Origin of the sequence: Oceanisphaera sp., from assembly GCF_048268965.1 — a bacterium.
Lineage (GTDB): Bacteria > Pseudomonadota > Gammaproteobacteria > Enterobacterales > Aeromonadaceae > Oceanimonas.
This window is the reverse complement of sequence record NZ_JBLWUK010000007.1, coordinates 12,596-29,544: the sequence shown is the minus strand read 5'-3', so window position 1 is coordinate 29,544 and position 16,949 is coordinate 12,596. Positions and strand designations below refer to the sequence as shown.

The following is a 16,949-nucleotide window of genomic DNA, read 5'->3' as shown; positions in this document are numbered from 1 at the left end:
CGCCGGTGTCAATGGGAAGGCAGAGGGTGTCTGCTCCGCCGAGCCTCCGCGCCGCCCAAGAAGCAGACTGACCGCTATATTGAACCATGGCATTTTAATGTTCTTGGCACCATTATTTATGGCGTCGTGTTTTTTTGCTAGGGTATGGCACCTTTTGTTTGATGGACGATCCCATGACAGTACAGCGCTTGCCGTTACCCTCATTATTGGCGCAACCTTTGGCCTTTGTATTATGCCCGCCGGCGCTTCGATTCTACCTGACGCACAGCCTGGTGTTGCTGGCCAGCCTGGCCGCGGTGGGGTGGTCATTATGGGACGGACAAGCCGGCTATGGCCTGATCCACTGGGTGGGCATAGTGTTTGGTGGCACAGTACTGTTACTGAGCTTGTGGCCACCGAGCTGGAGCCGTCAGCGGCTGATTAACCTGGCCTTTGACGATCAACAATTGTATTTGGTGAACGGCCTCAGCAAACAGGCGGTTGCCATGCCGCGGGATCGGGTGTGTGCGGTCAACAAGGGTAAACTACCGGGCCACGATGGCGCCATTATTGCGTTTACTCTGGACTTGTCCTTGAACGACGCCGAGCTGGCCTTGGTCCAGGAAACCCTGGGTACCCAGGTTGAAGACCGCTTTAAACTGGATGAAGACCGTTACCGCTTTGGCTTTGTGGGCAACTGGCACAAGCGTCGTGCGCTGTTGGCCGCGGTGTCGGTACTGGGCCCCGCCGTGGTCACACCGGAAGTGGTAGAGGAAGAAGAGGACGACGACGATTGGGACTGAATGAAAAGCCGTGAAGGGTGAGGAGTGAGGAGAAAACCAAGATCCTGACGTTCGTCAGGATGACGGCGAAAGAAGCGGTGCCTTCGGTGTTCGCCTCACTCTTTACAACTCACCCTTCACGGCGGTACGTCTACCGCAGGTACGGGTTATGCAGTCGCTCGTGGCCAAAGGTGCTTTCGGGGCCGTGGCCGGGCACGAAGGTAAAGTCGTCGCCCAGCGGCAGCAGGGTGTGCATAATCGAGTTGATCAAGGTGCTGTGGCAGCCACGGGGAAAGTCACTGCGCCCCACGCCACCGTTAAACAGTACATCACCGACAAATGCCAGTTTTTGCTCCTGATGTACAAACACCACATGTCCCGGGGTATGCCCCGGGCAGTGGTACACCTCCAGGGTTTCATTGCCCACGGTGACGCTGTCGCCGGCCTTTAGCCACAAATCCGGGGTAAAGTGTGGGACGGGCGCAAAGCCAAACATTTGTACTTGCTGAACCAGGGCGGTGATCCAAAAGGCATCATCCTGACCCGGGCCAATCACCGGCACCGACTCGGTGGCAATGAGCTCGCCGGTGGCACCGACATGATCCAGATGCCCATGAGTCAGCAAAATCGACTCAAGCGTCAGATGACGGTTTTTGATCTCGGCCAGTAAACGGTCGGTCTCACCACCGGGATCAATCAATGCCGCCTTGTTGGTGGCGCTGCACCATACCAGACTGCAGTTCTGGGCAAAGGCGGTCACCGGCAGGGTAACGCGGTTTAGCATTATGTTGTTTCCTCAAGTCATTCGATAAAACAGATGTCAATCACAGCCATCGGCGAAGTTGTAAAGGGTGAAGAGTAAAGGGGGAGCACCTCGTCTGGTGTTCCTCTTTACCCTTCACGGTTTACACTTCACATTACGCAGGGATTGCACTTAACATAAAACTGGTCGCTACGCAGTCTCGCTTTGTGGCTGGCAGGCCAGCCAGTGGGCCAGTTCGTCTTCGTTGCCCCGTTGCACGATGCGGTCTTCTTTATCGACTTGATGACGGCGATAAATAGGGTCGTAATAGCGGTTGAGCAGCTCGCTTATCCATTCCTGATGACCGTCGCTGCCATACCCCAGTAACTGCTGGTTGACGGCATCAGTCATTTGCTGCGATAGCCGGCGCCAGTCCCGATCGCCCAGACGCTTGTACAAACGCTTGAGGCTGTCTTGCAGGTAGCTGCCAAGCCGCGATAGATCACCGTTAAAGTGGCGCAGCATCACCTCGACATAATCATGCTGAATTTGCCGCACTCTTTGCTCGAAGGGCACTTCCAGTAACAGGATAGGGCTTTGCTGCATGCGCTCATATACCCGTTTGGGCAGCGGGCAGCGGCCGATCATGGCACTTTCGTCTTCCACCAGCCAGCTTTCAAAGCCCGCCCGCCGCTGCTTGATCCGGGCAATGGCCAGGCGATTCTCAAAGTCGATGGGAGTGGGCTGCGGTTCGTCCCAGTGACCAAAGCTGGAGCCTCTGTGATGCGCGTAGCCTTCCAGATCGAGCGCCAGCGGTGTGCGCTGCAGCCAGTCGGTTTTACCGCTGCCGGTCAGGCCCGACAGCACAAAACCGGGCTGCTCGAAGCCGGTGTCTATTTCCTGCAGCAAACGCCGACGCAGAGCCTTGTAGCCCCCCTGCACCCGAGTGACGGGGCGACCGGCTTCGGCCAGCCACTGCTGTACGGTCTGGCTGCGCAGACCACCTCTGAAACAATAGATCACGCCAGTGGGGTGGGCTGCCAACCAGTCGAGCCAGGCTTGCAGCCGTTGCTCGCGCAGCGCGCCGGTCACCAGGCTGTGGCCCAGAGCAATGGCGGCGGCCTGGCCATGCTGTTTATAACAGGTGCCCACCTGAGCTCGTTCGTCATCCATCATCAGCGGCAGATTGCTGGCGCAGGGAAAGGCCCCCTCGATAAACTCGATGGGGGCGCGCAGGTCGAGCAGGGGCACATCTTCGGCCAGAAGCTGATCGTAATCGGCGGTCAGCTCGGGGCGTTGGGTCACATTACTCACCCAGCACCTCGATACGGTGTTTGCCGGGTGCCGTCAGCTCGCCAATGGCAGTGAGTTGCAAGTCATGCTGCTCTGCCAGCTGCAAAAAGTCATTCACGGCACCGGGGTTGACCGCCACCAGCAAACCGCCACTGGTTTGTGGGTCGCATAAAATATGCTGCTGGCGCTGAGTGAGGGGCGCCAGTTTGTGACCGTAGGCATCCAGGTTGCGCAGGGTGCCACCGGGTACGGCACCAGCCGCTAAATAGTGATCGACTGCAGGCAGCAGCGGGATCTTGTCCATGTACAGGGTAGCACTCACATTGGCCCCGTCGCACACCTCTACCAGGTGGCCCATCAGGCCAAAGCCGGTGACGTCTGTCATGGCGCTGACGCCGGCTAATTGGGCGAAGTCCTGACCGGGTTTGTTTAGCTGGCACATCACCTCGGCGGCCAGGGTGGCGTGCTCGGGCAGCAAGACGCCTTTCTTTTGTGCGGTCGACAAAATGCCAATGCCCAGTGGTTTGGTCAGAAACAGCAGGTCGCCGGCGGTGGCGGTGTCGTTGCGCTTAACCTGATCCAGAGCGATTTGCCCGGTGACGGCGAGACCAAAAATGGGCTCGGGCGCATCAATGCTGTGGCCGCCAGCCAGTGAAATACCGGCATCCCTACACGCCTGACGGCCACCATCAATCACTTGTTGCGCTATTTCGGGCGCCAGCACATTCACCGGCCAGCCTAAAATGGCAATGGCCATCACGGGGGTACCGCCCATGGCATAGACATCGCTAATGGCGTTGGTGGCGGCAATGCGGCCAAAGGTAAAGGGGTCGTCAACAATGGGCATGAAGAAGTCGGTCGTAGAAATAATCCCCATGCCATTGCCTACATCCACCACGGCGGCATCGTCACGGCTTTCGTTGCCGACGATCAGGCGAGGATCATTAAAGCGGGGCAGCTTGCTGTGCAATATGGTGTCGAGCACCTTGGGGGATATTTTGCAGCCACAGCCGGCGCCGTGGCTGTATTGAGTGAGGCGAATGGGTTCCACTTGGGCTTCCTTGAGGTCACTAACAGAAAGCCCTTATGTTACTCCTAACACCGGGAGGTGTGAACACGGTGAACCGGGAATCGTCAGGCGAAAGGTGCTTGCTCCTCACACCTTGCGCCTTTTCTTGTGCCGCCAGGCTGTTACCAGGCGCGGACGACCAGGCCTTTCAAGTAGTGACCTTCCGGGTAGGCGGTGCCAATGGGGTGATCGGCTGCTTGATTCAGACGCTCCAGAATCTGGGCGTCGCGGCCCGCATCCAGGGCGGCGTCGGCGACCACTTTCTGGAACAAGTCCTGGGTCATCAGGCCCGAGCAGGAGAAGGTCAACAGGGTGCCACCGGCATTCAACAGCTGAAAGGCCAGCATATTGATGTCCTTATAGCCGCGACAGGCGCCATTGAGCTGCGCTTTGCTCTCGGCAAATTTTGGTGGATCCAGCACTATCACATCGAAGCGCTGGCCTTGTTCGCGATAGCTGCGCAGCAACTTGAATACATCGGCCTGCTCAAATTGGGCACGGCTTACATCCAGCTTGTTGAGCGTGACATTCTGCCGGGCCAGCGCCAGTGCCGACTCGGACATATCCACGTTGACGACTTCGGAGGCGCCGCCTTTCAGGGCATACACGCCGAAGGTGCCGGTATAGCTGAAGCAGTTGAGGACGCGTTTGCCCTGGCAGTAGCGGGCGGCAATACGGCGGTTATCGCGTTGATCCAGATAAAAGCCAGTTTTATGGCCTTGTTCTACATCCACCAGAATCCGTACGCCCTGGTTTTCTTCGATGATCACCGGTTGGCTGGGCAGGGTGCCGGCCAGTACCCCTCTTTGTTCTTTCAGGCCTTCTTTTTTACGCACGGCCACATCGGAGCGCTCGTAAACACAGCTTTCGGGATACAGGCTGGTCAGTGCGCTTACGATGGCGGAACGCCAGCGCTCGGCACCTGTGCTGAGCAGCTGACACACCACCACATTGGCATATACGTCTATGGTCACGCCAGGCAAACCGTCGGATTCGGCGGCACACAAGCGATAGCCAGTCAGGCCCTGCTCGTCGATCAATGCCTGGCGACTGGCTTTGGCGCGGGTCAGTCGGCGCAAGAAGAAGGCGTCGTTTATGGTTTCGTTTTTATCGAAACTCCATACCCGAGCGCGAATTTGTGATTGTGGAGAGTAAAAACCACGAGCCAGCCACTGGCCTTTACTACTTAAAATGTCTACCGTATCACCGGCATTGGGCTGGCCTTGTACCTTGTCGACGGCACGCGAAAATACCCAGGGATGGCGGCGAAGAAGGGATTTTTCACGTCCGGCGATAAGTGTCACTGAGGTGGTCATAGGCTTGGCTGTTGATAAGAAAAGGGCGATAATTTTAGAGAGATGTTGAGTAAAGCACAAACAGGGAGGGAGAAAAATGACCGAAATTGCGAAAATAATTTATGTCAGCGGCAAGGTGCAGGAAGTGGGCTTTCGCTTCAATACCCAGCGCGAGGCCGAACGGCTGGGCGTCACCGGCTATGCGCGCAATTTACCCGATGGCCGGGTGGTGGTGTGGGCCGAAGGCGAAGCAGCCAAGGTCAGGCAGCTGGTGCACTGGTTACGCCAGGGCCCGAGCAATGCCAATGTAGAGAGTATTAGCGAGGAAGATGTAGAAGTGGCCCAGCACCGTCATTTTGATACCGGCTAAGGCAACAGCCGGCGAAGGGTGAAGGGACAGAAAGCCGTCAGCTTTAAGCCAGAAGCGGTCAGTTAAATAAAAACAGCGCCGGGCGCCAAAACAAATAAAAACACCGAGCTTACCGCTCGGTGTTTTGCATTACTCTTCCCGCTTCACGCTTCACGCTTCCCGCTTCACGCTTCACGCTTCACGCTTCACGCTTCACGCTTCACGCTTCACAGTTCGCTGAGTCGTGCATCCAGCTCTTCTATGTTGGCTTTCCAGATGGCGGGGCCGGCGACGTGGGCGTTGTGGCCTTCGCTGTCGACGGCGACCGTGACTGGCATGTCTTCTACGTCAAACTCGTAGATGGCTTCCATACCCAGGTCTTCAAAGGCCACCACGCGGGCATTTTTCACCGCCTTGGCGACCAAATAAGCGGCACCACCCACGGCCATCAGATACACGGCTTTATGCTGCTTGATAGACTCAACGGTGGCGGGACCACGTTCCGCCTTGCCGACCATGCCTATCAGGCCGGCCTGCTCCAGCATCATGTCGGTAAACTTGTCCATGCGGGTGGCAGTCGTGGGGCCGGCAGGGCCGACCGCTTCGTCACCAATGGCATCCACCGGGCCCACGTAGTAAATAAAGCGGTCTTTAAAATCAACCGGCAGGGGCTCGCCGTTGTGCAGCATTTCTTGAATGCGCTTGTGTGCCGCATCGCGACCGGTAAGCAGCTTGCCGGACAAGAGCACGGTTTCGCCCATTTTCCACTCTTTGATCTCGTCACGGGTGACGGTATTCAGGTCGACACGGCGCACGTTTTCACCCACTTCCCAGGTCACTTCCGGCCAGTCTTCCAGCTTGGGTGGCGTTAATTCAGCCGGGCCCGAGCCGTCGAGGTGAAAGTGCACGTGGCGGGTAGCGGCACAGTTGGGGATCATCACTACCGGCTTGGACGCGGCGTGAGTAGGGGCCGACTTGATCTTGATGTCCACCACAGTGGTCAAGCCGCCCAGGCCCTGGGCACCAATGCCCAGCTTGTTGGCTTTCTCGAAAATTTCCAGACGCAGCTTTTCTTCGGTGGTTTCGGCACCGCGCTCAATCAGCTCGTGAATGTCCACCGGGTCCATCAGGGATTCCTTGGCCAGCACGGCGGCTTTTTCGGCGGTACCGCCAATGCCGATACCGAGCATGCCGGGTGGGCACCAGCCCGCGCCCATGGTGGGCAGGGTATTCAGCACCCATTCCACCACATCATCGGAGGGGTTGAGCATGACCATCTTGGATTTGTTTTCAGAACCGCCGCCTTTGGCGGCAATGGCCACTTCCACTTCGCCGCCGGGCACCATGTCGATATGTACCACGGCAGGGGCGTTGTCTTTGGTGTTGATACGGCGACCAGCAGGATCGGACACAATAGAGGCGCGCAGCGGGTTGTCGGGGTTGCTGTAAGCGCGGCGTACGCCTTCATCGACCATTTCCTGAACGGTCAGGTCGCTGTCCCACTGCACCTGCATGCCGATTTTGACAAAACAGGTCACTATGCCGGTGTCCTGGCACAAGGGTCTCTGGCCTTCTGCGGCCATGCGCGAGTTAATGAGAATCTGTGCGATAGCGTCTTTGGCCGCCTGGCTTTGTTCTTTGTTGTAGGCTTTTTCCAGCGCCTGCACGAAGTCCAGCGGATGATAGTAAGAAATATACTGAAGGGCATCGGCGACTGAGTCGATAAAATCCTGCTTCTTGATAATGCTCATGGCTTCCTCACGAGGTTTGGCATTTGCTCTGGGTGAAGGCGCATCGGTTTTTACTTTATTGTTCTCGGTATAAACACAATGCACCCAGCTAAGCTCGGTATTGTTATAATGCCCGCTATGATACGCTTCGCGGCCCTAGGCTGGCCAGCCCAAGCGCCAGACCAGATGCCAAAATTGTCGAGTAGATTACAAATGGGACTGTCTTTACACATTCACAGCCAGCCGTTTAGCGGCTCGGTGCATGATTTTTTTTCGCCTATCGCCCATCTCCCCTGGGCCATGTTGTTGGAATCGGGAGCGGCCAAAGGCGCAGATAGCCGCTTTCATATTTTAAGCGCCGAGCCGCTCGCCACCTTGGTGACCCGGGGTAATGAAACGGTGATCGAGCATGAGGGGGCACATCAAACCTCGACCGAGTCGCCTTTTGCATTATTAAAAGCATGGCAAGACGAGCTGATTGGCTCGGTCACCTTGCCCGAGGCCTATCAGCATTTGCCCTTTGCCGGCGGAGCGCTGGGCCTGTTCAGTTACGATCTGGGGCGGCGGTTGGAGAGTCTGCCAAGTCGTGCCATTAATGAACTGGCCACGCCGGATATGGCGGTGGCGCTGGTGAATTGGGCCTGGGTGATTGATAGTGAGCAAAAGCAGGCGCACCTGCTGGTGCTGGGTGACGACGCCGCGTTAAGTGCACGACTGTCCTGGTGGCAAGCACAGCTTGCAGCCGAGTCACCCGTAACCGGCTCGTTTCGATTGACCGATGAGTGGCACGCCAATAAAACTGCCGCGCAATATGAAGACAGCTTCAATCGGGTGCAGCACTATCTGGCGGCGGGGGATTGCTATCAAATTAATCTGACGGTGCGCTTTAACAGCCGGTTTAGTGGCGATTCCTGGCAGGCGTATCGCCATTTAAGCGCCCATAATCAGGCGCCATTTTCGGCCTTTTTGCAATTGCCCACCAGTAGTATATTGAGTCTGTCTCCCGAGCGGTTTATTGCCCTGGACGGGCGGCGCGTTGAAACCAAGCCCATCAAAGGCACGCGCCCGCGCGGTGTAACCGCCGAACAGGATCGGCAGCTGGCTGAAGAGTTGGCGGTGGCCCCCAAGGATCGTGCCGAAAATCTGATGATAGTGGATTTGCTGCGCAACGATATTGGCCGGGTGTGTGTGCCGGGTACGGTCAAGGTGCCCTCGCTGTTTGCCATTGAGTCATTTCCGGCGGTGCATCATCTGGTGTCGACCATTACCGGTGAACTGGTCGCCGGGCTGAGCGGCGCCGACTTGCTGGCGGCGACTTTTCCGGGGGGCTCCATTACCGGCGCACCCAAGGTGCGCGCCATGGAGATTATCGAAGAGCTGGAAACCCACAGGCGTCACGCCTATTGCGGCAGCATAGGTTACCTGAGCGCCCATGGCCGCATGGACACCAGTATTACCATTCGCACCCTGGTGGCCGAGCAGGATCAGTTGTATTGCTGGGCGGGCGGCGGCGTGGTCGCAGACTCTCAAGCCGACGACGAGTATCAGGAGCTCTTCGACAAGCTGGGCAAGATTCTGCCGGTGTTATCCGAGTTATAAATGGCCCTTTGGGCAGCGTTAAGCCGTAAGCTGTCAGCGATCGGCTAAAGACAAACACTAAAGATTTCTTCGCCACGGAATCCACGGAACCCACGGAAAAATCAAGATAAAGGCCCAAGAAGAACGAACTTTGACTTGGTAAGGCCTTACTTCACATAATGCGAAGTGTAATCGTGAGGGGGGGCCAAGTGAGGTCTTTACTCTTTATCGTTTGTTCTTCGTCCGTGTTCTTCCGTGGGTTCCGTGGCAGAAATAGCTCTTTAGGTTTTGAAGCATGACATTAGATGAACTGAAAACGCGCATTAACCTGATTCCTCCGTTGCCGGATCCGCACTTGCCGCCGCATGCCTTTCCGGCGGCGGTGCTGATGCCCTTGCTGCAAACCGGGCGGGGACTGGAGCTGGTATTAACCCGGCGCAGTCGACATTTGCGCCATCATCCGGGGCAGGTGAGTTTTCCGGGCGGACGCGCCGACAGCACAGACGCTAGCCTGTGGCACACGGCGGTGCGCGAAAGCTGGGAAGAAATAGGCCTGTTGCCAGAGCAGTGCCAGCCACTGGCACAACTGCAGGCGCAATATACGATATCGGGCTTTGCGCTCACGCCTTTCGTCGGGTTGATTGAGGGCTCGCCGAACTTCAAGCCGAATCCTGCCGAAGTCGACGAGGTGTTTCGGGTGCCGCTCGATTACATACTGGACCTGCGCCACCACCATACCTTTCATCTGCGTCGCAAAGACCGTAGCCGCCATCAGATAGTATTCATTCGTTGGCACGGGCTGTGGATTTGGGGCGTCACCGCCGCCGTGATCCATCAGTTTGCCCTTCAGGTTGCACGTTAACGGACATAGTAAGGGGTGAGGAGTAAGGGATGAGCAGTAAGAAGTGAGGAGTAAGGGGTGAGGCGGCAGGAGTAAACGAAAAAGCCCGGGGTGACCGGGCTTTTGCATTGTTGGCAGCGGTGGCAGCGCCTAGCATGCTGGCTCACGCCTCACGCCTCACGCCTCACGCCTCACGCCTCACGCCTCACGCCTCACGCCTCACGCCGAAGGTTTATCCAGCGACTGCCAGATATCATAGGCGGCCAGTATGGTTTCCATCTGGGCGTTATGGGCCTGAATGAAGGCCTCTCCCTCAACGGTTTCATCCGGATATTCGGTGATCAGCATCAAGGGAGTCCCCTGAGTGTTGTCTTCCGATATCAGGCAGGGAAAGCCGTTGATGATGGGGAAGTCCAGCTTGCCGGCATGGGTCTCGAAGAGCTGAATTTGCTCACGGTTGAACTCGGTAAGCCCTGGTACCCTGGCAAGCCGCTGAGTGAGTTCCTCCAGCAGCTTGTTGCCGGTCTCGGCCCATGCAGCGTGATGGCGCAGGATCAGGAAAAAACCCTTGGGGATGGTCCACATCTCGAAGCCCCGTGGCACATAACCGGTCAGAGGGCGGGTCCATTCATGGGCAGGGTAGCCATGCAGGTTGATATGTAACCGGGCCCCGCTGACGGCTTCGGCCTGCTCCCGAATGGCATGTTCGTACTGGCCGCCTCTGGGCTGATTCTGCAGATCGTTCCCGAAGGCGGTATAGCGAGCCGCATGGTGCATGTGGCTGGGCTGAGTGGCAATCAGACGGCCCTGCAAGGCATAGCCATCCGGATTCTCCAGCGGAGACAGCACAAAATGACAGTTCTCTCGCTGCTGCAATGTTCGGGCGGCACGGAGGGCACCCACGATTCCGGAGGTTTCATTGGCGTGTTGTGCCGCACTGATGATCACGGCTGCGTCGTCTCCGGCGCAGTGCACGGCCCTGACGGGACGGCCAGCCCGGCTGTGTGTCTCCAGCCGGGTGCCCGGGAATTGCGCCAGCAGTTCCGCTATCTGGCGGCTGTCCAGGGCATGAGGCGCCTGATCCAGAGACACCCGGAGGCGTACCGGATCTTCGGTATCGAGTGGGCGTAGGCTGATTTCCAGGCGGGGCTTGCCTTCGGCACAGAGGATCTCCGGCACTATTTGCCCCGGTTTCAGGGTGCGGTCACCCAGAGGCAGGCCGGCACGCTGCTGGAAAAACTCCAGACAGGAGAAATACAGCTCTTCATGAAGCGCTTCATGCAGGCTGATGGTTTCGTGACCATAGGGCAGCGGCATTTCGGCTGCCGGCAGGCTAACGGTAAAATTAAGCTCTTCGAAGCAGGGAACCTGATCCCCCCAGGCATGGTTTTTCAGGCACTCCATGGTGCTGTTGAACAGGGCTTCATATTCGGTCAGCAGGCTGGTCTCACTGAGTTCACCAGTCGGTGAACTCAACCTGAGCCAGCCACAGGGCGACACCTGAGGGGCACCAATATGATCCCGATGGCGGCGGTTGGGCGCTTCCACCCTGAGGCTCTGTTGCTGGCCGCTATGGGTTGTCATGGTGAGCTCGTAGCAGAGCGCTTCTGTGTCGACCGCTTCCCACTCAAGACGCACATCACCGATCAGGGCGGCCAGCGGATAGGCTTCCAGCAAGAAGCGTTGCGGCAACTCCGGCAGACGAGGGTAGCGGATATGGACTGACGCCACGCCCTCCAGGGAGATGTCCTCCAGAAAGGCATGCACCAGGGGCTTGTAGGCACTGCGAATGCGCGCCGCCACGCCGAATTTGGCCAGGCGCTGTTCTGCTGCCCGGCGGCTGGCCTGGTCTTCAAACAGCCAGGCTTCCAAATGGTAGCCCCGGTAGGCATCGCAGCCATAACGCTGAACCAGCTGCTCCAGCGTACGGTCAAACTCTTGTTGTAGCATCATCTTGTTCATATCGAGGTCTTCCCGGTGGGATCCAGGGTGTCGCGCAACCAGTCACCCAGTAAATTCAGCCCCAGCACGGTGAGCAGAATGGCCAACCCGGGGAACACGCTGACCCACCAGGCCGATTGCAGGTAGGTACGTCCTTCGGCCAGCATGCCACCCCAGCTGGGAATAATGGGGTCGACCCCAAGACCGAGGAAGGTCAGGCTGCTTTCCAGCAGTATGTTGTTGGCCACGTTCAGGGTCACCAGCACGATCACCGGGCCGATCAGGTTGGGCAACAGGTGTTGAAACAGAATACGGATATCCTTAACGCCAATGGCCTTGGCCGAGAGAATGAACTCCCTGTCCTTGAGGGACAGTACAGAGCCACGCACCAGCCTGGCGTACTGCACCCATTGTGAGATGACCAGCAGAATAATCATGTTGGTCAGGCCACCCCCGAGCACCGCAATAAAGGTGATCGCCAGCAGAATAAAGGGCAGGGCCAGCTGCACATCGGCGAAGCGCATCACCAGCGCATCGATAAAGCCCCCGTAATAGCCGGAAATCAAGCCCATGATGATCCCCAGGGCGACCGCGCCCAGAGAAGAGTAGATACCCACTTTTAGGGATATTTCACTGCCGATAATAACCCTGGCCAGAATGTCACGGCCAAGGGGGTCTGTCCCCAAAGGATACGCCATATCGGTCATGGGGGGGGTCAGACGCATGGCCAGGTTGATCTGGGTGCCGCCGTCAGGAAACAACCAGCCGGAGAACAGCACGGCCAGCCCGATGCTGCCCAACAGAAAGACACCGAGAATGAACTCCAGGCTCTTGAATTTTTTAAACCGGTTAGTCCCGGATAAAGATTGAGTGGTCATGGGCTACCCCTTACGCATTCTAGGGTCGACGAGTCCGTAAGCTATATCGACGATAAGGTTGATCGAAATGATGAGCATGGAAAGTACCGTGATTACCCCCTGCAACACGGGATAGTCTCGTGCAGCCACGGCATCAAAGGCCAGGGTGCCCAGACCGGGCCAGTTGAACACACGCTCGATGACCACTATGCCTCCCAGCAGACCGCCAAACTGGAGGCCAAAGTAGGTGATTAACGGGATGGAGCAATTACGTAATGCATGTTTGTAGAGCACGACGTTTTCCGAAAGCCCCTTGGCCCGGGCGACCATGACGTACTGGGCGTTGAGCGTTTCCAGCATGGTGGTGCGAACCAGGCGCACATTGGTGGCGGTCAGTATGATGCCCATGGTGGCGGCCGGCATGATGAAACTGGCAAAGCCTTCCATGCCGCTGGGGGGGAGCCAGGAAAAGGTGATGGAAAACAGCAGCACCAGCATGATGGCCAGCCAGAAGTTGGGAAATGACAGTCCCACCAGCGACAGGATGCGGATAAGCTGATCCGGCCAGCGACCGCGGGAAGTGGCGGCCTTGATGCCGAGGGGGATGGAAATCACGATAGAGACGATTAACGAGGTAAAGGCCAGTGCCAGGGTGGCCGGCAGGGCTCGGGCTACCAGCTCGGATACCGAGATCCCGCCCATGAAGCTCTGGCCCAGATCGCCGACCAGCAGCCCCTTGAGAAAGTCCATGTATTGCGCCAGAAAAGGCTGATTCAGCCCCAGGGCCTCACGAATGTTGGCCAGGTCTTCTTCGGTCACGCTGCCGGCACCCTGAGACAGCATGAGCGCGGGGTCACCGGTGAGTCGTATGGCGAAAGAGACGATGAGGGTGACGGCAATGATGACAAAAAATGCCTGAAAGATACGGTAGAGTAAGAATCGTGCCACAAGATAGTTCCTTTAAATGTGTCCGTCACCTGCATGGTCATGCAGGTGACGGCGCTTTTATCATTCTGCGATAGAGACGTCGGTCAGACGCAGACGATTATCGGGAGCGGCCTGGAAGTTCTGCACGCGATTGTTGACACCATAAAGGGCATTCACGTTATAGAGGGGAATTTCCAGTGCCCGGTCTTGTGTATATCGGGCAATCTCCTGCAGCAGTTGTTCACGCTTGGCCTGATCGGTCAGGCTGCGCTGCTCTTCCAGCATGCTGTCCAGCTTGGGGTCACTGTCATAGGGATTCCAGCGTTCGCCCGTGTGGTACATCAGATAGGCGGTATTATCATAATCGAAGGTCCAGCCTCCCCATTTCTGCTGGAACATATCACCGGTGCGCCCGGCGGGAATGATATCGTTGAGCAGCACATTGGTCTCATAAGGGCGGATGCTGGCATTGAGGCCCACCATCTGCAGGTAGGAGGCCACCACTTGCGCGACCTCGCCAAAGGTCGAGTCATTACCACGCACATCAATCTGCAGCTGGGTACCCGGCTTGATACCGGCTGCTTTCAGCAAGGATTTTGCCTGCTGAGGATCATAGGGAAGGGGCTTCATTTCGGGGTCATGGCCGAATGACAGCGCGCCCTGGAAGCTGGCAATACTCTCAGCCTCACCCGCCAGTATGGAGTGAATGATGGCATCGCGATCAACCGCCATTATGATGGCCTTGCGCACGCGCTCATCGGCAGTAATGCCTGACTTTGTATTAAACCGCAGCGCTTCTACCGTGGGGCTGGCGACGCTGATGATGCTCAGCGAGGGGTGACTCTTGATGGTCTCTATCATGCCGATCGGAATCGTGGGCGGGATCACGATATCGACCCGGCCAGCCTGAAGCTCGGCCACCGCCGTCGCCGGCTCGGAGATAAAACGATAATTCACCTGCTCGAGCTTGGGAGCGCCGCCCCAGTGGTCTTCATAGGCGGCCAGACGGACGTTTTCTCTGGGGGTATAGTCGGCCAGCTTGAAGGGGCCGGTGCCCACGGGGTTGCGGTTGAAGTGTTCATCCCCATGCTCGGCGATGTAGGCCGGCGGCACTATCATGGCACCGTATCCGGCCAGCTTGGTCAGCAGCACCGGATCGGGCTGGGCGAGGTGAAAGTCAATGGTGTTGTCATCAATGACCTTGACTTCGCTGATGGCACTGTAGTTGGAAGATTGGGGTCCACGAGCACCTTCTTCACCCAGCAGCCGGTCGAAGGTAAACTTGACCGCCTGGGCATTGAAGGGTTCACCATTGTGAAAGGTCACTCCTTCACGGAGTCTGAAGCGGATGCGCTTGCCGTCATCCAGCTCTTCCCAGGCGGTGGCCAGGCCGGGCACCAGTTTCAAATCCGGGCCACGATAGGTCAGCCCATCAAAAATATTGGTGGCCACAGAGGACCAGTTGACCAAGAAGGTATCAATAGGGTCCCAGCTGCCCGGATCCTGGGGTGAGGCAATGGTCAGGGTGCTGGCCTGGGCCGCAATCGAGCCCAGCATCAAGGCACTCGCGATCAGGGTTCGGGTAAACAATTTTTCTTGTCTCATGGCTATAACTCCTTTTTAAGGCCTGTGCAGGCCAGAATTGAAGATCCCTTTCAGGCTCTCAGACCGTTCTTGTACTGTTGTTCGTTGGATACAAAATGGCCCGGTGTCAGTTCTTCTAGGGTCAGAATGGCTGGTTCGTCTCCCACTTTACGAATGGGGCTGGGTATTTCCCCTTCAAGCAAGGGACGGTTTTTGCGTTTGCCTGGCTCTGCCACCGGAACGGCAGACAGCAGGCGCTGGGTATAAGAATGGCATGGCGTATCAAAAACGGCCTGGCGTGGCCCCATCTCGACGATTTGTCCCAGGTGCATGACCGCGACCCTGTGGCTCATTTTTTCCACTACGGCCATATCGTGGCTGATAAAGAGATAGGCCAGTCCCTGTTCTTGCTGCAGCTCCATGAACAAGTTGATGATTTGGGCCTGAATGGAGACATCCAGCGCCGACAAGGCTTCATCCGCTATGATGAGCCTGGGGTTGGAGGCCAGGGCGCGGGCAATACAAATACGCTGGCGCTGACCGCCCGAAAACTCGTGGGGGTACCGCTCGGCCTGGGCTGCGGTCAGGCCGACGCGCTCCAGCAGTTCATGAACACGTCGGGTCACCGCCTTTTGATCCAGAATCAGGCCGTGGGTGTGAATGGGCTCGGCAATGGAAAAGCCGACGGTTTTACGGGGATCCAGGGAGGCAAAAGGATCCTGGAAGATATACTGGATCTGCTGGCGCAGTCGCATCTGCTCGTGCCGGTTCATGCTCGATAGCGACTTGCCTTCAAAGCGTATATCGCCGCTGGTGGCCTGCTGCAGCTGCTGAATGGTACGACCAATGGTCGATTTACCGGAACCCGACTCACCGACCAGTGCCAGCGTCTCGCCCGGGTAAATGTTGAAGTTGACCTGCTCGACCGCATGCACCCTGTGACTGACCCCGCCGAAGAAGCCTTTGCGAATATCGAAGCGGGTGACCAGGTTACTGACCTGGATCAGGGGCGGCTCGTTAAACCGGGCGGTATCCTGAACCTTGCGGGTACCAACGATATCTATGGTGTCGCCGTTGAGCACCATGAGCGGGTCGATACGTGGCAAGGATTCCCCCTTCATGCAGCCCAGCTTGGGGACCGACGAGAGCAGGGCGCGGGTATAAGGGTGTTGCGGCTGATTGAAAATAGCCTCAACAGAGGCTTCTTCTACCTTCTTGCCATGGCGCATGACCACCACATCATCGGCCACTTCGGCTACCACGCCCATGTCGTGGGTAATAAAAATAACCGCCATGCCGAGCTCATGCTGCAGTTCCCGGATGATGGTCAGGATCTGGGCCTGAATAGTGACATCCAGTGCCGTGGTGGGTTCATCGGCAATCAGTAATTTGGGCTTGCAGGCCAGCGCCATCGCAATCATGACCCTTTGGCGCATCCCCCCCGACAATTGGTGAGGGTAGCGGGTGATCAGATCGGCCGCGTCGGCCAGGCGCACCAGTTTCAGCAGCCGGATGGCTTCGTCCCGGGCAGAGGCCTTGCTGTGCTGCTCGTGCAACATCAGCACCTCGGTGATCTGGTCACCTATGGTGTAAACCGGATTGAGAGAGGTCATGGGCTCCTGGAAGATCATGGCAATGTCCTTGCCTCGTATCTTGCGCATCGCCTTGTCGGTCAGTTGAGTCAGGTCACTGCATTGCTGGCCGTCGTTGAACATCACAGAGCCGCTGGTAATGGTGGCGTTGGTATGGTCAATCAAGCGCATGATGGTCATGGAGGTGACCGACTTGCCAGAGCCGGATTCGCCGACGATGGCCAGGGTTTTCCCCGGATAGATGCTAAAAGAAAGATTATTGACCACACAGTTGGCACCAAAGTTGACACTCAGTGATTCGACGGACAGTAAGGGGGCTTTGGTCTTCATCTTGTTCAACTTCCTTGTGTGTTTCCGTTGATAAAAGCAGGGCAGTTTTTGTGCTGGATC

The 16,949-nt window shown here is 57.4% G+C and carries 14 protein-coding genes; 4 read left to right on the top strand and 10 right to left on the bottom strand.

Annotated features, from left to right (window positions below; translation table 11 throughout):
• Positions 1 to 173 precede the first annotated feature (173 nt).
• Positions 174 to 782 carry a hypothetical protein gene (locus ACN0VL_RS05325; RefSeq protein ID WP_417615231.1) on the top strand — a complete coding sequence of 203 codons (609 nt, stop codon included), beginning with the start codon at positions 174 to 176 and terminating at the stop codon, positions 780 to 782.
• Between the two features lie 130 nt (positions 783 to 912).
• Here ACN0VL_RS05325 and ACN0VL_RS05320 read toward each other — a convergent pair whose 3' ends face one another.
• The 4 genes from ACN0VL_RS05320 to ACN0VL_RS05305 form a co-directional block, all read right to left on the bottom strand.
• On the bottom strand, positions 913 to 1,545 hold the full coding sequence (locus ACN0VL_RS05320; protein WP_417615229.1) for an MBL fold metallo-hydrolase: 633 nt from the start codon (positions 1,543 to 1,545) through the stop codon (positions 913 to 915).
• 168 nt (positions 1,546 to 1,713) lie between these two features.
• Positions 1,714 to 2,808, bottom strand: coding sequence for a tRNA 2-selenouridine(34) synthase MnmH (gene mnmH / locus ACN0VL_RS05315; RefSeq protein ID WP_417615366.1), 1,095 nt, complete (start codon positions 2,806 to 2,808; stop codon positions 1,714 to 1,716).
• Between the two features lies 1 nt (position 2,809).
• Complete coding sequence (gene selD / locus ACN0VL_RS05310; RefSeq protein WP_417615227.1) at positions 2,810 to 3,847, bottom strand: selenide, water dikinase SelD; 1,038 nt, start codon at positions 3,845 to 3,847, stop codon at positions 2,810 to 2,812.
• A gap of 140 nt (positions 3,848 to 3,987) precedes the next feature.
• Positions 3,988 to 5,181 (bottom strand): class I SAM-dependent methyltransferase, encoded by a 1,194-nt coding sequence (locus ACN0VL_RS05305; RefSeq protein ID WP_417615225.1) that lies wholly within the window; start codon positions 5,179 to 5,181, stop codon positions 3,988 to 3,990.
• 76 nt (positions 5,182 to 5,257) lie between these two features.
• Between ACN0VL_RS05305 and yccX the strand changes: the two genes are divergently transcribed.
• Entirely contained in the window at positions 5,258 to 5,530 is a 273-nt protein-coding gene (gene yccX, locus ACN0VL_RS05300; RefSeq protein WP_417615223.1) for an acylphosphatase, read from the top strand.
• 206 nt (positions 5,531 to 5,736) lie between these two features.
• Here yccX and ACN0VL_RS05295 read toward each other — a convergent pair whose 3' ends face one another.
• Entirely contained in the window at positions 5,737 to 7,260 is a 1,524-nt protein-coding gene (locus tag ACN0VL_RS05295; RefSeq protein ID WP_417615221.1) for a fumarate hydratase, read from the bottom strand.
• Between the two features lie 192 nt (positions 7,261 to 7,452).
• Here ACN0VL_RS05295 and pabB point away from each other — a divergent pair, with 192 nt between their 5' ends.
• The gene (gene pabB, locus ACN0VL_RS05290; protein ID WP_417615219.1) at positions 7,453 to 8,838 is read left to right on the top strand and encodes an aminodeoxychorismate synthase component I; all 1,386 of its coding nucleotides are present in this window, start codon (positions 7,453 to 7,455) and stop codon (positions 8,836 to 8,838) included.
• A gap of 274 nt (positions 8,839 to 9,112) precedes the next feature.
• Positions 9,113 to 9,679 carry a CoA pyrophosphatase gene (locus tag ACN0VL_RS05285; protein WP_417615217.1) on the top strand — a complete coding sequence of 189 codons (567 nt, stop codon included), beginning with the start codon at positions 9,113 to 9,115 and terminating at the stop codon, positions 9,677 to 9,679.
• A gap of 198 nt (positions 9,680 to 9,877) precedes the next feature.
• On the opposite strand, the gene ACN0VL_RS05280 is transcribed toward ACN0VL_RS05285, so the two are convergent.
• From ACN0VL_RS05280 to ACN0VL_RS05260, 5 genes are read right to left on the bottom strand one after another with little or no spacing between them, the layout of a single operon-like run.
• A complete protein-coding gene (locus tag ACN0VL_RS05280) occupies positions 9,878 to 11,620 on the bottom strand; it encodes a hypothetical protein (protein ID WP_417615215.1) in 1,743 nt (580 codons plus the stop codon).
• The gene (locus ACN0VL_RS05275) at positions 11,617 to 12,477 is read right to left on the bottom strand and encodes an ABC transporter permease (RefSeq protein WP_417615213.1); all 861 of its coding nucleotides are present in this window, start codon (positions 12,475 to 12,477) and stop codon (positions 11,617 to 11,619) included. The genes ACN0VL_RS05280 and ACN0VL_RS05275 overlap by 4 nt, the downstream gene beginning before the upstream one ends.
• 3 nt (positions 12,478 to 12,480) lie before the next feature.
• Positions 12,481 to 13,404, bottom strand: a complete 924-nt coding sequence (locus ACN0VL_RS05270; protein ID WP_417615211.1) for an ABC transporter permease — start codon at positions 13,402 to 13,404, stop codon at positions 12,481 to 12,483.
• Between the two features lie 60 nt (positions 13,405 to 13,464).
• The gene (locus ACN0VL_RS05265) at positions 13,465 to 14,988 is read right to left on the bottom strand and encodes an ABC transporter substrate-binding protein (RefSeq protein WP_417615209.1); all 1,524 of its coding nucleotides are present in this window, start codon (positions 14,986 to 14,988) and stop codon (positions 13,465 to 13,467) included.
• Between the two features lie 50 nt (positions 14,989 to 15,038).
• A complete protein-coding gene (locus tag ACN0VL_RS05260) occupies positions 15,039 to 16,889 on the bottom strand; it encodes a dipeptide ABC transporter ATP-binding protein (RefSeq protein ID WP_417615207.1) in 1,851 nt (616 codons plus the stop codon).
• Positions 16,890 to 16,949: the final 60 nt, after the last annotated feature.

Excerpts from the sequence above, each read along its gene's own strand:
- ACN0VL_RS05325 (WP_417615231.1), top strand. The coding sequence starts at position 174 with ATGACAGTACAGCGCTTGCCGTTACCCTCATTATTGGCGCAACCTTTG.
- ACN0VL_RS05320 (WP_417615229.1), bottom strand. The coding sequence starts at position 1,545 with ATGCTAAACCGCGTTACCCTGCCGGTGACCGCCTTTGCCCAGAACTGC.
- ACN0VL_RS05305 (WP_417615225.1), bottom strand. The coding sequence starts at position 5,181 with ATGACCACCTCAGTGACACTTATCGCCGGACGTGAAAAATCCCTTCTT.
- yccX (WP_417615223.1), top strand. The coding sequence starts at position 5,258 with ATGACCGAAATTGCGAAAATAATTTATGTCAGCGGCAAGGTGCAGGAA.
- ACN0VL_RS05295 (WP_417615221.1), bottom strand. The coding sequence starts at position 7,260 with ATGAGCATTATCAAGAAGCAGGATTTTATCGACTCAGTCGCCGATGCC.
- pabB (WP_417615219.1), top strand. The coding sequence starts at position 7,453 with ATGGGACTGTCTTTACACATTCACAGCCAGCCGTTTAGCGGCTCGGTG.
- ACN0VL_RS05285 (WP_417615217.1), top strand. The coding sequence starts at position 9,113 with ATGACATTAGATGAACTGAAAACGCGCATTAACCTGATTCCTCCGTTG.
- ACN0VL_RS05280 (WP_417615215.1), bottom strand. The coding sequence starts at position 11,620 with ATGAACAAGATGATGCTACAACAAGAGTTTGACCGTACGCTGGAGCAG.
- ACN0VL_RS05275 (WP_417615213.1), bottom strand. The coding sequence starts at position 12,477 with ATGACCACTCAATCTTTATCCGGGACTAACCGGTTTAAAAAATTCAAG.
- ACN0VL_RS05265 (WP_417615209.1), bottom strand. The coding sequence starts at position 14,988 with ATGAGACAAGAAAAATTGTTTACCCGAACCCTGATCGCGAGTGCCTTG.
- ACN0VL_RS05260 (WP_417615207.1), bottom strand. The coding sequence starts at position 16,889 with ATGAAGACCAAAGCCCCCTTACTGTCCGTCGAATCACTGAGTGTCAAC.